Source organism: Hymenobacter glacialis (genome assembly GCF_001816165.1).
GTDB lineage: Bacteria > Bacteroidota > Bacteroidia > Cytophagales > Hymenobacteraceae > Hymenobacter > Hymenobacter glacialis.
The window spans coordinates 1-13215 of the sequence record NZ_MDZC01000085.1 but is presented as its reverse complement, the minus strand read 5'-3'; the positions used below and the strand labels follow the sequence as shown (position 1 = coordinate 13215).

Sequence of the window (13215 nt, the reverse complement as noted above, 5' to 3'; positions counted from 1 at the left end):
CTAAAAAGGGCTGCCCGCATTTGCGGGCAGCCCTTTTTAGGGTGGCTTAAAAGAAAACCGGAGCGGCTTACTTCACTTTTACTTTCATCTTGGCAGGGGCGGCGGGGGCCGTGCTGGCAGTGGCCGAAGCCTCTTTCACTTCACCCACCAATGCAACGGTAGCGGTGCCAGCCGTGGCGTTCGACTCAATGGTCAGCACTTTGTTTTGCATGCCGAACTTGCCGGTGGTGTTGAAGTGGGCGGTGATGGTGCCGGTTTTGCCGGGCGCTACGGGCGCTTTGGTCCACTCGGGCGTGGTGCAGCCGCAGCTCACTCCAATGTTGTTCACAATGAGGGGCGTTTTGCCCGTGTTCTTGAATTTGAAGACGTGCGTAACGGTAGCCCCTTGGGCCACGGAGCCAAAGTCAAACTTCGACTCTTCGAACGTGATGGCCGGGCCAGCTACCGGACCTACAGCCGCCGGAGCAGCAGTCTGGGCCTGAGCGGAGTAAGCAGCAGCCGTGAGGCTCAGGGCGAGGAGCAAGGTTTTTTTCATGGGGAAGTAAATGGAGAGTTATTAAAGTTGAGGGAGCGGCTAACGGCGTGTAACAAATTTACTCGTTTCGGGCGGTCAGGCAAATTTTCGACCAAACTAATCGGCGCCAGACCGAAACCAGTAAACTTGTGCTCCTAACCACAGGCAGCCGCTTTAAATTCTTTGGCCCTGAAATTTTTAGCGGGCCGAGCCGGCGTTCCTCAGTCGTCTTCGGGCGGGTCGCTGATGAGCTTCTGCTGGAAATTTAGCAGAAACAGCCGCTCCGAAGCCCGCGTGATGGCCGTGTAGAGCCAGCGCGCAAACTCCCCCGCCAGGGGCTCATCGGGTTTCAGGTAGCCATGGTCCACGAACACGGCCTGCCACTGGCCGCCCTGCGCCTTGTGGCACGTGAGGGCGTAGGCAAACTTTATCTGCAGGGCGTTGAGGTACGGGTCTTTGCGCATTTCCTTGTAGCGCTCCGACTTGGTTTTGAGGTGCGCGTAATCTTCGCTCACGGCCGTGTACAGGGCGTTGTTGCGGTCCGAGGGCAGGGCCGGGCTTTCGGTGTGCAGGGTGTCGAGCAGCAGCTTTACTTCAATCTCGGGCTCGTCGGGATAGTCTACGAGGCGCACCTGGGCCTGAGCAAAATGGAAGCCGTACACTTCCTCGCGCCGCACTATCTTGGTGATTTGCAGGAAGTCGCCGTTGGCCAGAAAGCCGATTTCGGAGTCTTTGGGCAGCCAGAAGTAGTTGTTGCGCACCACCATGAGGTAGTCGCCGCCCTCTATCTCCTCCTCGGCATCAAACAAGGCCCGCCGGATGAGCTGGTTGTACTGGTTGGCGTTGCGGTTAGAACGGCAGATGATGGTGGTGTTCTCGTGCCCAAAGTTGCGATAGGCCCAGCGCAGGCCGTCCTCCAGCTTGTCGCCGCCCATCTTAAAGATGTCGTTGAAGCCCTTGGTGTGCAGCTGGATGTTGGGCGCCGGCTCGCGCAATTCTTCGCGCAGCTCGGTGGCGTTCACCAGGATGCCCGAGGCCTGGGCCTGGCGCATTACCTGGCGCAGTTCCACGCTGCCCACGGTGGCCCGGAAGCGGTGGGCCAGCAGCTCGGGGTCGAGGGCGGGGCTCAGGAGTTGGCCCACCGGCGGCAGCTGGGCCGTGTCGCCGATGAGCAGGAGCTTGTTGCTGGTTTTCTCAAACACAAACCCCATCAAATCGTCGAGCAGCCCGCTCTCGCCGAAAGCTTTTTCGTCCGAAATCATGGAGGCCTCGTCCACTATGTACAGCGTTTGCTCGGTGCGGTTGGGCTGGCGCTGGAAATTGAGCCGCTCGCTGGGCGCGCCGGAGGTCTGGCGGTATATTTTTTTGTGAATGGTGCTGGCCGGCACGCCCGCGTAGCCCGCCATCACCTTGGCGGCGCGGCCGGTGGGCGCCATCAGGGTGTATTTGCGCTGCAGCTTGTGCAGCCATTGCACCAGGGCACTTACCACGGTGGTTTTGCCGGTGCCGGCGTAGCCGCGCAGCACAAACACCTTGCGCCCCGGCAGGTCGTCGCGCAGAAACGCGTCCAGCTGCGTGAACAGCAGGGCCTGGTCCTCGGTGGGCTCGTAAGGAAAGTAGTCCCGCACAGACGGGGTTCGGAGTTTTAGCATTGTTGGTTCTTTCGCGGGGAATTCACCGGGTGAATTTTAATCCTTGAGTCTGAAACAGGTGTTGGCGGGGGTGAAGTTGTCATCCTGAGCGGAGCGAAGGACCTTATCACGTTTGAGTTAAGCCAGTTCTATGAAACCCCATTCGTGATAAGGTCCTTCGCTCCGCTCAAGATGACAAACGTTTAAAAAACAACTTTCCAGACTGCTTCAACAATAACAGACGCACAATCGTCACCGTCACGCAGGCTTCATCGGGCTAGCTCAGGGGCTCTATCACGGCCATGGTGGCGCTGGCTTTGGCAATGAGCAGGTCGTCGCACCACACTTCGGCTTCGCAGAACTGCAGGCGCCGCCCGGCTTTCAGCACCCAGCCAATGGCTTTGAGCTTCTGCCCGATGCCCGGATGCAGGTAGGAGATTTTTAAATCGGAGGTGACCAGCCCGAAGTTGTCCGGAATGAGCGTGACGCCGGCAAAACCGGCCACCAAATCGGCCAGGGTGGCAATGAGGCCGCCGTGCGCGAAGCCGCGCTGCTGCTGGTGCTGCTCGCCCAGCAGCAGTTCGGCTTCTACGCGGCCGGGTGTGATGACCGTCAAATCGGCTCCGATGAGGTGCATGAACCGTTGCCGCGTAAGCTTGCGCCGGATGCGGGCTTCGAGTTCTTCGGGGGTATCGGCAGCGGGGGCGGCCAGGGGGGCAGGCTGGGTAGTTGACACTGAAAACGTTTATGTTTGCTTGAGGGTAACGGCAGTGAATGGGTTCTGAGCCGGACTTTGTACCGCCTAATACTTCCGGCTTGTCCTTAGAACCGCCGAATACCCTTAAAGGGGTTTTTTGGTCACGCAGAGCACTTGCCCGGCTGACACCCCAAAGGTACTGGCTTGCTTGCCGGCACCGGGCCTTTTGCTTCACATTACGCTTTTCAAATCCTATGGAGTCGTTGCCGAGCATGGAATATTTCGTGGCGGGGGCGCTGGGCCTGGGCCTGGCGGCGTGCAGCGGCTTCCGGGTGTTTGTGCCCCTGCTGGCGGCCAGTGCCGCCTACCGCTTCGGCTACCTAACGCCGGCCGCCGGCTTCGCCTGGCTGGGCACCTGGACGGCCCTGCTCACGCTGGCCACCGCCACGGTGCTGGAAATAGCCGGCTACTACGTCCCCATCGTCGACCATTTTCTCGATACCCTCACCACGCCGGCCTCCTTTGTGGCGGGCACCATTCTCATGACCTCGGCCCTGCCCCACCTCGACCCTACTCTGCGCTGGACGCTGGGCATCTTGGTGGGGGGCGGCACAGCCGGACTGGTGCAAACGGGCACGGCGCTGCTCCGCGGGGCCTCCACGGCCGCCACCGGGGGCATAGGCAACTCCATTCTGGCCACGGTCGAAAACTCGCTGGCCGTGGGTGGCGTGGCGCTCACGCTGCTGCTGCCCGTAGTTGCGGCCGGCTTTGCAGTGGCACTGTTGGTATTCATCATCAGCAGGTTGCGCCGGTGGCTGGCCCAACGCAGCCACGCTACGTGAGATGGGCAGGCGGCTTTTTTTGCTGCCCGACAGAAACAATGTGCCGAGCCGAACGTTAGTCTAGGGCCGCACCTCAGCTGTAGGGGCTGCCACTGCCGCTATGTCCTTCTCGCCCGACGCCACCGCTCTTTCTCCCGAATCGCTGCTCGATGCCTACTCCGGCAAGGTGCGCGTGCGGGTGGGCGGGCTGCTGCTGCGCGATGGCGGCATTTTGCTGGCCGCGCACCGTGGCCTGCTGCCCAAAGAAACGCCGTTCTGGTCGCCGCCCGGGGGCGGCTGGCAGTTTGGCGAAAGCATTCGCACGGCATTGGTACGGGAGTTTCGGGAAGAAACCGGCCTGACCGTGCGCGTGGGCCGCTTCCTGCACCTGCACGAGTTCAGCACGGGCAAGCTGCAGGCGCTTGAGCTGTTCTTTGAAGTGCTGAACGATGCCAACGAGCAGCCCCGCCTGGGCCACGACCCCGAGCACGCTCCCAACCAGCAGCTTCTCACCGAGCTGGCCTGGCTCACGCCGCGGCAGCTGTTGCACGTTCCGCACGAGCAGGTGCACCCCGTGCTGCGCATGGTGCTGAGCCCCGACGACATCTTTGTGCCCCAAACCCGGTTCGTTTAAACCATTGTAAACGCAGGGGAACCGTTGGGCGCCGCGGCCGGATTTCCGCACCGTTGGTAGTTGTACGCCGGCGGCCATTTAGCCCCAAAACGCAAACGAAAACGGCTCTATCGCGTGCTGACTGCCCTGATTAATCGGAGCTTTCCGGGCCGTTCGTTATTTCTTTGGGCCGACGGCGGCGGTCCTCCTGCGGTGAAGCATTATCTTTAGCCCCGCCCATTGGGCCTGTTTAGCTTCGATACGTGCCTGCTTCCGCTTCTTCTGCACCCACGGCCGCGCCCACGTCCTTGCTGCGCTTGCGCGACGAGACGTTTGACCCCGCCAACCCCGCCGCCTACAATTTGTATCTGCTGGCCGGCCCCACACGCCTGTACCTCACCGCGGTCGACGTAGAGCGCCAGAAATTTGTGGCCCTTGAAGAATACATCCTTGGGCCGGGGGGTGTGCCAGCACTGGCCGCTCAGCACGATTTTCTGGCCCTGCGCGGGTGGAATGCGGTGCGGCTGGCCGTAACCGGCCGGGCATTCACGCTGCTGCCGGCCTCTCTGTTTCGGCCCGGCGACGAGGCCGCGGCCCTGCGCCTGCACCACACCCCCACGCCCACCGAAACCATTCGCCACACCACGCACCCCAGCCAGGAGCTGGTCAATGTTTTTGCCGCCGATACCGCCCTGGCCAACTGGCTGGGGGCCACGCACGGAGCCACCGGCCGCCTGGTGCACCACACCAGCGCCCTGCTGGCCGGCCTGGTGCACCAGCGCGGCGCGGCTGCCCCCCGCCGCCTCTACCTCAACCCCGGCCAGCAGGAACTCACCCTGGTGGTACTGGGCCAGCACCTGGAGTACTGCAATGTGTTTCCGTGCAGCACCGCCGAAGACGTGGTGTACTACACCATTCTGGTGATGCAGGAACTAGGCCTCGACCCCGACCAGGACGACGTAACCGTGTGGGGCGAATTCACGCCCGATTCGGCAGTATTCAGCCTGCTGCGCACCTACGTGCGCAACGTGAAGTTTGGCGCCCGCCCCGGCAACGTGCACTACAGCTACCGCCTCAACGACGTGTTTGAGTACCGCTACTTCGACCTGTTCAGTCTGCACTTCGCGTAAAATGGAGTTATGAGTTAAGAATTATGGGTTTTCAACTGATGCGCTGACAATTCCTAACCCATAACTTTAAATTCGTAACTGATAACTCCCCTTACATGGCCCGTATTGCCCTTTTCCCCGGCTCGTTCGACCCTTTCACCAACGGCCACCTGGATATTGTGCGGCGGGGAGCGGCGCTGTTCGACAAGGTTATTATCGCCATTGGCACCAACAGCAGCAAGCAGCGCTACCTGCCCGTGGAGCGCATGCAAGCCCTGATTGCTACCGTGTTTGAGGACGAGCCCCGCGTGACGGTGCACACCTTCAAGGGCCTCACGGCGGAATTTGCGCGGGAAGTGGGTGCTCGCTACCTGCTACGCGGCCTGCGCAACAGCCTGGACTTCGAATACGAAATGCCCATTGCCTACGGCAACCAGCACGTAAACACCGAGCTGGAAACCGTGTTTTTACTAACCTCGCCCACTCTGGGCGCCGTGAGCAGTACCATAATCCGGGACATTCACCGCTATGGCGGCAACGTGGACGCCTTCCTGCCGTTTGTGCTGCCGCCCGTGGCCGAGTTGGGCTAACAGCCGCACGAAGTGCTACTGGTTCAGGTTCATGGCCAGCACCCGCAGGCCCAGCAGCTCATTCACGGGGCGCTCCTTGAACACAGGCAGCACCAGGTAGCTGTCGGCCCCGAGTTGTAGCTGCGCCCGGCTCATGAGCTCGGCTTCGTTGCGGCCCAGCAGCAGCAAGCTGCTTACCTGCCGCGAGCGGTAGTCGTACGAAGCCACAATGGCCAGCCCCCGACGCCGAAACAGCAGGCTCGAATCGAGTTGCTCGCTGCGCTGAAACACCGGGGCCAAAACTGGGTCACTAAAGCCGGCCGGTAATGGCAGGGCGGGTCCCATCTGCTGGCTCAACTCGTCGATATCGAGGCCGAGCAACTCGGGCACGCGCAGGCCGGAGGCATCGTCCGCGGGCTGCGGTACGGCCCGTTCTTGCAGGGGCTCGTGCGTGCCGGAACAAGCCGTAGCACCCAAACCAACGGCCAGAAAAAGCAGTGCAGCGATTCGCATAGACTGCAATATAAAAATATTTCCTGGCCGGCAGTCCTGCGGGCCAACTACTTGCCGGCGGCGGGCGTCGCTTTGGCAGGTTGCCCAGCCATGGTGTTGAGGTAGTGCCTCACGACCAGCGCAATGGACGCGTAAGAATCCTCGAGCTTGGCCAGGGCCTCCTGCGGCGACATCCACCGCACTTCTTCGATGTATTCTTCGGTCTGGGGCTTCATCAGCGTATCGTCCACGCACTTCATGAGGAACCAGCTGGTTTTTTTCAGCATTTTGTTGCCTTTGTAGGCGTAGCTGTGCCAAGTGCTGGGCAGTTCTTCGCCCAGCTCCAGCTTGATGTTCGTTTCCTCTTCCACCTCGCGCAGGGCGCCGGCGGCCTGGTCCTCGTCGCTCTTGAGTTTGCCCTTGGGCAGGTCCCACTTGCCGAGGCGGTAAATCATCAGCACCTGGTCGCCTTTCACCACCAGTCCGCCGCCGGCTTTGGCAATTTTAAACTGGTCCTTGAAGTGCAGGGTGATGTACTTTTTCTTTTTGACCAACATAGTCAGCGACTTCAGCTTTTTCAGCTTTTTCACCTCCATCAGGCGCAGTAGGCGGTCGATGAACAGCGGCCCGGCGTCGCGCACCAGCACATCGCCCACCAGGTCCTTGGATGTAAAGTCATCGTCGGGATTCAAAATGAGGTCGAATTTGTGCTTGTACACCTTTTCGCTGAGCTTTTTGATGACCAGCGGAATGTCGTTGATGAAAATATTCATCGGAAGTATCGAATTGAGAAGATGATGACGGCAGCGAGGGAGCCGGGGTCAGAAATGTAAGAAAAAACTAGCTCCGGGCAGCGGCTGCAAGATACGGGAGCGCACCGATTTGCCGGCCGGCCGCATCTTTGCAGCATGACGCGCATTGGCCTGCTTTCCGACACCCACAGCTACTTCGACGAGCGGATTGCGCACCATTTGCGCGATTGCGACGAAATATGGCACGCCGGAGACTTCGGCAATGCCCGCGTGGTAGACGAGCTGCAGGCGTTGGCGCCCAGGTTTCGGGGCGTGTACGGCAATATCGACGGTACGGACGTGCGCAGGACCCAACCGCTGGTGCAGGATTTCGAAATTGACGGGCTGCGGGTGCTCATTACCCACATTGGCGGCTACCCGGGGCACTACGCGCCGGCCGCCCGGCCGTTGCTGGCTGCCAGCCGGCCGGGCCTGTTCGTTACGGGCCACTCCCACATCTTGCGCGTGATGTCGGACAAGCACCTGGGCCTGCTGCATCTGAATCCTGGTGCGGCCGGCCGGCACGGCTTCCATAAGGTGCGCACCCTGCTCCGCTTTGGCATCGACGCCGGGAAGGTGGTGAACATGCAGGCCGTAGAGCTGGGGCCACGGGCCAGCTGAGGGGTTCACGGGGCAGGTTTCAGGTGGGCACAAACCACGCAACTGCCCAGCGCCATCTTTCAAAATAGAAGGGAGCCGGAAAGGCAGTACAGTGCCGGGCAAAGCCAACAAGCCCCGCTGCCTGCAGCGCAGGTAACGGGGCTTGTCGCAACTGTATGCGTTTGCCACAGGCGGCTACAATTAGTGAGCGGCTTGCGGCAACGAACTTAAGTAGAGCGCGATTTCGGGCCTGGGGGACTAGCCCGCCTGGCCTTCTTCGCTCAGGGGCTAGGCTTCGGCGGTATCGGAATCAGCGGCGGTTTCGGCAGCCGTTTCTTTCTTCGCTTTGGCAGCAGCTTTGGGAGCAGTGGCCGAGTCAGATACGCCACCGTTGGTGGTGAAACGCGACTTCAGTTCTTCCAAATCAACGTTTTTCAGAACGGGCGTGCGGAGCAGCTCCTTGATGATGTGCTTTTTGTTGTTGGCACGGGCAATGTTTTTGCGGTGCTTGCGCTTGAGGCGGGTAACGGACATGGTGCCGGATTAGTTAGAGTCTTGGGGCTTACGAAACGGAGGGCAAAAGTAAGGCTTTCATTTTGAAAGTGCAAGCCCATGAGTCATTTTGCTGAATTACTGCGTATTTGGGGTAGCAGCCGCGGACCGGCTTCGGGCGCTACTTTTGCCGGGGCTGCCGGCACTCTGCCGCAGCTGCTGGAAGCCGGCAGCCCGCCTTCCTCTTTTTGTATTCCGTCCGTTTTCTTACCCCCATGACCGCCGTAAGCACTTCCCTGTCCCCCGTTGACCTGCGCTCCGATACCGTGACGCGTCCCACCCCGGCCATGCTCGCGGCCATGTCGGCTGCGCCCGTGGGCGACGACGTGTACGAAGAGGACCCCACCGTGCGCCGCCTCGAAGAAATGGCCGCCGCCCGCTTTGGGCTCGAAGCCGGCCTCTTTTGCCCCTCGGGCACCATGACCAACCAAATTGCCATCAAGGCCCACACCGAGCCCCTGAGTGAGGTAATTTGCGAGCAAACGGCCCACGTCTACCTGTGGGAAGTGGGCGGCATCGCCTTCCACTCCAGCGCGTCGGTGGCCCTGCTGGCCGGCGAGCGCGGCCGCCTCACAGCCGAGCAGGTGGAAGCCGCCATCCGGCCCCAGAATATCCACTACCCCACCACCCGCCTGGTGTGCCTGGAAAACACGCACAACCGCGGCGGCGGCAGCTGCTACACCTGGGACGACATGGCGGCCATCAGCGACGTGGCCAAGCGGCACGGCCTGGCCCGGCACCTGGACGGCGCGCGGGTGTTCAACGCCCTGGTGGCCACGGGCCAGCGCGGCGAAGACTACGGCCAGATTTTCGATTCGATTTCGGTGTGCCTCTCCAAGGGCCTGGGGGCGCCGGTGGGCTCGGTGCTGCTGGGTTCGGCTGATTTTATTCAGAAGACCAAGCGCATTCGCAAGGTGATGGGCGGTGGCATGCGGCAGGCCGGCTACCTGGCCGCCGCCGGCATCTACGCGCTGGAAAACAACGTGACGCGCCTGGCCGACGACCACCGCCGCGCTGCGCGCCTGGCCGCGGTGCTGCGCCAGCAGCCCTACGTGAGCGACGTGCTGAACCCCGAAACCAACCTGGTTATCTTCCGCCTGCACGACAGCCAGCCGGCCGCCGAATTCCTGGCCACGCTGGAGCAGCAAGGCATTAAAGCCAGCAGCTTTGGCCCGCAGTGGATTCGTTTCGTGACCCACCTCGACGTGGACGATGCCGACCTGGCCCGCGTAGAGGCCGCCCTGCAACAGGTAGCGCAGCTGGTTTAGGTAATTACTGAAACAGCACGTCAATTGACTGAAACAGCACGTCATGCTGAGCGCAGCCGAAGCATCTCTACCGCAGCAGTAAATGAATTGCTATAGCGGTAGAGATGCTTCGGCTGCGCTCAGCATGACGTGCTGTTTTGAATACGTTTACTGCTGCACGGCTGGTTAAAAGGCTTCTTCCTGCTCCCGCACCTTCGCTAGTTGGGGCAAGACATCCTTGTTTTTGGCAAAGCCAAGGATGGCGGCCCCTACCATGGCGGCGGCGGCCGAGCCGAGCAGCACAGCCAGTTTGGCCACGTCGACCGCGGCGGGGTCGCCGTAGGCCAGGGTGGCAATGAAAATGGCCATGGTGAACCCGATGCCGGCCGTGAAGCCCAGCCCCACCATCTGCGTCCAGTTGACTTGAGCGGGCAGCTTGGCCAAGTTCAGGCGCACCAGCAGGGCCACTACGCCCACGATGCCCAACGGCTTGCCGAGCAGCAGCCCCAGCCCGATGCCCAGGGAAAGTGGCGAGCTCAGGCTGGGAAAGAGGTTGCCGTTGAGCACAATGGCCGTGTTGCACAGCGCAAACAGAGGCAGAATAAAGTAGTTGACGGGGCGGTGCAAGGTATGCTCAATGTTCTCGATGCGCTCCAGGGGAATGGTGAGGGCGAGCAGCACGCCGGCAATGGTGGCATGGATGCCCGACTCCAGCACGCAGAACCACAGGCCCACTCCCAGCACCAGGTAAGGAACCAGCGTGGTCACTTTCAATTGATTGAGAAGCACCAACAAAACCAGGATGCCGCCCGCGGCTCCGAGGTACGCCCCATCCAGGCTGCCCGAATAAAAGAAGGCGATGATGAGCACGGCCATCAGGTCGTCGATGATAGCCAGGGCGGTGAGGAAAATGCGCAGGCTGGGGGGCACCCGTTTGCCCAGCAGGGCCAGGATGCCCAGCGAAAAAGCAATGTCGGTGGCGGTGGGAATGGCCCAACCCGAGGCGCCCGGGGTGCCATTGGTGAACACCAGGTGAACGAGCGCAGGGGCTATTACGCCGCCCACGGCCGCCAACGCGGGCAGCATGGCCTGCCGGGGTTCGGCCAGCTCACCAGCCAATACTTCCCGCTTAATTTCCAGCCCTACCAGGAAGAAGAAAACCGCCATCAGGCCGTCGTTAATCCAGTGATTGACGGATTTGTTGAGGGCACCAAAGCCCACGTGCTGCTCCCACAAAGCGACGTAGCGCGCCCCCACCACGCTATTAGCTAGAAGCAGCGATACGCCCGTGGCCAGAATTAACAGCAGCCCGGCTAACTTCCCACTTTCGGATAATTCGCGGACAGGTCGTAGTATTCGGCGGATTGGCATAGACCCGCAAAGATAACCCTGCCCACCCACCGAACCAGTTGCCCTTGGCGGAAAAGGCATCTGAAGCCGCAGGCCAGGCAAGGGCCGGGTGAGGGATTCCCGTACCCGGTAAAACCGTATACTAACCCAAACCCCACGCCAGCGCCTGCCTAATTCCCCATCCACATGCTCAACGAAACTGCCATTCAGCACCTTTCCAGCGCCGACCCGCTCCTGGGCAGTTTGATTGCGCGGGGCCGGGAAATTCAGCCCCGGCCACACGAAGACCTGTACCTCGCGCTGCTGCGCGCCATTGTGAGCCAACAGATATCGACCAAAGCGGCGGCGGTTATCTGGAAGCGTTTCCAGGGCCTGTTTCCACCCGAAGGCTACCCCGAGCCCCGCGAGGTGCTGCAGATGGACGAAGACCTGCTGCGCAGCGCCGGCTTGTCGCGTCAGAAAGCGGGCTACCTCAAGGCCATTGCCGCCCACAACGAGCAGGGCCTGCTGGACTACGGACACCTCACCAGCCTCGACGAGGAAGCGTTTACCCAGCACCTCACCGCCATTCGCGGCGTGGGCCGGTGGACGGCGCAAATGCTCCAGATGTTTGCCCTGGACCAGCCCGACGTGTTTTCCGAAGGCGACCTGGGGGTGCAGAATGCGATGCGCCGCCTCTACGGGCTGCAAGAAACCGGCCGGGCGCTGCAAAAACGCATGCTGGCAATTGCCGAAAGCTGGCGGCCGTATCGCACGCTGGCCTGCAAGTACCTGTGGCAGTCGCTGGACAATGGCACCCAGATTCCACCAGTGGCGTGAGAAATCCAGTCAAAAGTTATCAGTTAGAAGTTGATGACTTAAAAACGTAGTCTTAACTCCTAACTCTTAATCTTTCACTGATTTCAAGGCTTGCCGGTCAGCTCAAATATTTCTTCCCGCACAAAAAACTCTCCTTTTTTGCGCAGAATGGCCAGGTTGTTCACGTTCAGTCGCAGGTTGTAGGTTTCCTGGTTGAGGTAGCCGAGCACGGGGCCCAGCAGGTCGGGGGTGGTGTCGTGCAGGGCCAGGGAGAGGTGCGGCAGCCAGCGGTCGGGCTGGTAATACTGGCTGGCACGACAGAGCGGCGCGGTCACGTCGAGCACGCGCTGGTGCAGCATGTTCAAGTCGTTGGAGCGCAGTACCGGGATGTAGATAACCGGATTGGTGCCCGGAAACACCCCCAGGCCCGTGGTGTAGGCGGAGAATGGCGGGGTGGTGGCGGCCACTTCTTTCATCATTTCCTTGAGGTCGGAGAGGCGCCGGGTGGCCGTGAGCAGGTAGGTCAGGTGCGGGTCGGGGGTGTCCTGCACGTCGTCGAGGCCAAACTGGGTTTCCAGCCCCTTCACGATGCGATTGATGCGGCTGGCGTTGCGGGGGTTGAGCAGCGAAGTAATGGCGTACATAGCGGCTAAACTAGTAAAGCCCCCGCAGACTTGGTGTACCCACGCACTTGCCGGGAGCACGCCGGGCCGGGCAGCAGCCAGCGGGTGCGCAGCCAAACCGGGCCAGAACCAACCCATTGCCCGGCGTAGGGCAGGCGAACCGTTCAGTATTGGAACCCTGCTGATTTTCCGGGCTGGTCGAGTGAGCGTGGCTTTTCGTCTACATCGTTGCGCAAAGCACAACCCTCGATGGGCCCTTTGCCGTTATTCATTCCTCTCCCCTTTTTCCGTGTCTGATACGCCTACTACCGCCGACCCTGCTGCCTATTCCTCGCCCCCAACGGGTGCACCCACCCCTGCCCCTCGGCGGTGGGTGCGCTGGGTACTGGGCGGCCTGGGACTGGTGGTGCTGCTGGTGGTGGTGGCCCTGCAGTTTCTGGACCCGTGGCTGCGGCGCACCCTGGAGAAGCAGGTAGCCAAACAAACCCAGGGCCAGTATCGCCTGCAAGTGGGCGAGCTGCACACCAGCCTCTGGCAGCGGGCCGTCCGGCTCCAGAACGTGCGCCTGCGGCCCGCCGCCCAGGTAGCCGATACACTGCCGCGCGTGCGCCTCGACGTGGCCCGGCTGAACGTGACGGGCATTGGGCTGCTGGCGCTGCTCCGCAAAGGCGTGGTACCCATCGACAGCGTGGTGCTGGACTCCGCTCGGATTGATGTGCTGGCGCTGGCAGTAAGGCCGACCAAAAACGCGGGCCAGCCCCTGCACCAGCGGCTACCGCTGCAGCTGGAGGGCCTCGAAATTGGCTAC

Annotated in this window: 16 protein-coding genes; 8 read left to right on the top strand and 8 right to left on the bottom strand. The window is 61.4% G+C overall.

Features of this window, described 5'->3' with window-relative positions; translation table 11 throughout:
* Positions 1–67: 67 nt before the first annotated feature.
* The 3 genes from BEN48_RS13515 to BEN48_RS13505 all read right to left on the bottom strand — a co-directional run bounded on the left by BEN48_RS13515 (position 68) and on the right by BEN48_RS13505 (position 2881).
* Entirely contained in the window at positions 68–535 is a 468-nt protein-coding gene (locus BEN48_RS13515) for a DUF1573 domain-containing protein (protein ID WP_070735458.1), read from the bottom strand.
* Between the two features lie 200 nt (positions 536–735).
* Positions 736–2166, bottom strand: a complete 1431-nt coding sequence (locus BEN48_RS13510) for an ATP-dependent DNA helicase (RefSeq protein ID WP_070735457.1) — start codon at positions 2164–2166, stop codon at positions 736–738.
* A gap of 256 nt (positions 2167–2422) precedes the next feature.
* Positions 2423–2881, bottom strand: a complete 459-nt coding sequence (locus tag BEN48_RS13505; RefSeq protein WP_241502278.1) for a PaaI family thioesterase — start codon at positions 2879–2881, stop codon at positions 2423–2425.
* Between the two features lie 215 nt (positions 2882–3096).
* Here BEN48_RS13505 and BEN48_RS13500 point away from each other — a divergent pair, with 215 nt between their 5' ends.
* The 4 genes from BEN48_RS13500 (at position 3097) to coaD (ending at position 5975) form a co-directional block, all read left to right on the top strand.
* Positions 3097–3684, top strand: coding sequence for a DUF4126 domain-containing protein (locus BEN48_RS13500; RefSeq protein ID WP_241502277.1), 588 nt, complete (start codon positions 3097–3099; stop codon positions 3682–3684).
* Between the two features lie 100 nt (positions 3685–3784).
* Positions 3785–4297, top strand: a complete 513-nt coding sequence (locus BEN48_RS13495; RefSeq protein WP_070735455.1) for an NUDIX domain-containing protein — start codon at positions 3785–3787, stop codon at positions 4295–4297.
* Between the two features lie 242 nt (positions 4298–4539).
* On the top strand, positions 4540–5406 hold the full coding sequence (locus tag BEN48_RS13490; protein ID WP_083321062.1) for a DUF3822 family protein: 867 nt from the start codon (positions 4540–4542) through the stop codon (positions 5404–5406).
* 95 nt (positions 5407–5501) lie between these two features.
* Positions 5502–5975, top strand: coding sequence for a pantetheine-phosphate adenylyltransferase (gene coaD / locus BEN48_RS13485; protein ID WP_070735453.1), 474 nt, complete (start codon positions 5502–5504; stop codon positions 5973–5975).
* A gap of 15 nt (positions 5976–5990) precedes the next feature.
* Here coaD and BEN48_RS13480 read toward each other — a convergent pair whose 3' ends face one another.
* Together BEN48_RS13480 and BEN48_RS13475 are read right to left on the bottom strand one after the other, a co-directional pair.
* Positions 5991–6467 (bottom strand): hypothetical protein, encoded by a 477-nt coding sequence (locus BEN48_RS13480; RefSeq protein WP_070735452.1) that lies wholly within the window; start codon positions 6465–6467, stop codon positions 5991–5993.
* A 47-nt stretch (positions 6468–6514) separates the two neighbouring features.
* Positions 6515–7219 carry an NUDIX hydrolase gene (locus tag BEN48_RS13475; RefSeq protein WP_070735451.1) on the bottom strand — a complete coding sequence of 235 codons (705 nt, stop codon included), beginning with the start codon at positions 7217–7219 and terminating at the stop codon, positions 6515–6517.
* Between the two features lie 135 nt (positions 7220–7354).
* Here BEN48_RS13475 and BEN48_RS13470 point away from each other — a divergent pair, with 135 nt between their 5' ends.
* On the top strand, positions 7355–7858 hold the full coding sequence (locus BEN48_RS13470; RefSeq protein WP_070735450.1) for a metallophosphoesterase family protein: 504 nt from the start codon (positions 7355–7357) through the stop codon (positions 7856–7858).
* 267 nt (positions 7859–8125) lie between these two features.
* On the opposite strand, the gene BEN48_RS13465 is transcribed toward BEN48_RS13470, so the two are convergent.
* A complete protein-coding gene (locus BEN48_RS13465; RefSeq protein WP_070735449.1) occupies positions 8126–8371 on the bottom strand; it encodes a hypothetical protein in 246 nt (81 codons plus the stop codon).
* 233 nt (positions 8372–8604) lie between these two features.
* Between BEN48_RS13465 and ltaE the strand changes: the two genes are divergently transcribed.
* Positions 8605–9657, top strand: coding sequence for a low-specificity L-threonine aldolase (gene ltaE, locus BEN48_RS13460; RefSeq protein WP_070735448.1), 1053 nt, complete (start codon positions 8605–8607; stop codon positions 9655–9657).
* A gap of 165 nt (positions 9658–9822) precedes the next feature.
* On the opposite strand, the gene nhaA is transcribed toward ltaE, so the two are convergent.
* Positions 9823–11007, bottom strand: a complete 1185-nt coding sequence (nhaA, locus tag BEN48_RS13455) for a Na+/H+ antiporter NhaA (RefSeq protein WP_083321061.1) — start codon at positions 11005–11007, stop codon at positions 9823–9825.
* Positions 11008–11172: 165 nt separating this feature from the next.
* Here nhaA and BEN48_RS13450 point away from each other — a divergent pair, with 165 nt between their 5' ends.
* A complete protein-coding gene (locus BEN48_RS13450; protein WP_070735446.1) occupies positions 11173–11805 on the top strand; it encodes a DNA-3-methyladenine glycosylase family protein in 633 nt (210 codons plus the stop codon).
* Between the two features lie 83 nt (positions 11806–11888).
* Here the strand turns inward: BEN48_RS13450 and BEN48_RS13445 are convergent, their stop codons facing one another.
* Positions 11889–12428 (bottom strand): 2'-5' RNA ligase family protein, encoded by a 540-nt coding sequence (locus BEN48_RS13445; protein ID WP_070735445.1) that lies wholly within the window; start codon positions 12426–12428, stop codon positions 11889–11891.
* Between the two features lie 268 nt (positions 12429–12696).
* Here BEN48_RS13445 and BEN48_RS18425 point away from each other — a divergent pair.
* Positions 12697–13215, top strand: a 519-nt coding sequence (locus BEN48_RS18425) for an AsmA family protein (RefSeq protein WP_206599864.1), incomplete at its 3' end; no start/stop codon positions are given.

Coding starts and splice junctions, on each gene's coding strand:
- BEN48_RS13515 (WP_070735458.1), bottom strand. CDS start 535: ATGAAAAAAACCTTGCTCCTCGCCCTGAGCCTCACGGCTGCTGCTTAC.
- BEN48_RS13510 (WP_070735457.1), bottom strand. CDS start 2,166: ATGCTAAAACTCCGAACCCCGTCTGTGCGGGACTACTTTCCTTACGAG.
- BEN48_RS13500 (WP_241502277.1), top strand. CDS start 3,097: ATGGAGTCGTTGCCGAGCATGGAATATTTCGTGGCGGGGGCGCTGGGC.
- BEN48_RS13495 (WP_070735455.1), top strand. CDS start 3,785: ATGTCCTTCTCGCCCGACGCCACCGCTCTTTCTCCCGAATCGCTGCTC.
- coaD (WP_070735453.1), top strand. CDS start 5,502: ATGGCCCGTATTGCCCTTTTCCCCGGCTCGTTCGACCCTTTCACCAAC.
- BEN48_RS13480 (WP_070735452.1), bottom strand. CDS start 6,467: ATGCGAATCGCTGCACTGCTTTTTCTGGCCGTTGGTTTGGGTGCTACG.
- BEN48_RS13475 (WP_070735451.1), bottom strand. CDS start 7,219: ATGAATATTTTCATCAACGACATTCCGCTGGTCATCAAAAAGCTCAGC.
- BEN48_RS13470 (WP_070735450.1), top strand. CDS start 7,355: ATGACGCGCATTGGCCTGCTTTCCGACACCCACAGCTACTTCGACGAG.
- BEN48_RS13465 (WP_070735449.1), bottom strand. CDS start 8,371: ATGTCCGTTACCCGCCTCAAGCGCAAGCACCGCAAAAACATTGCCCGT.
- ltaE (WP_070735448.1), top strand. CDS start 8,605: ATGACCGCCGTAAGCACTTCCCTGTCCCCCGTTGACCTGCGCTCCGAT.
- nhaA (WP_083321061.1), bottom strand. CDS start 11,007: ATGCCAATCCGCCGAATACTACGACCTGTCCGCGAATTATCCGAAAGT.
- BEN48_RS13450 (WP_070735446.1), top strand. CDS start 11,173: ATGCTCAACGAAACTGCCATTCAGCACCTTTCCAGCGCCGACCCGCTC.
- BEN48_RS13445 (WP_070735445.1), bottom strand. CDS start 12,428: ATGTACGCCATTACTTCGCTGCTCAACCCCCGCAACGCCAGCCGCATC.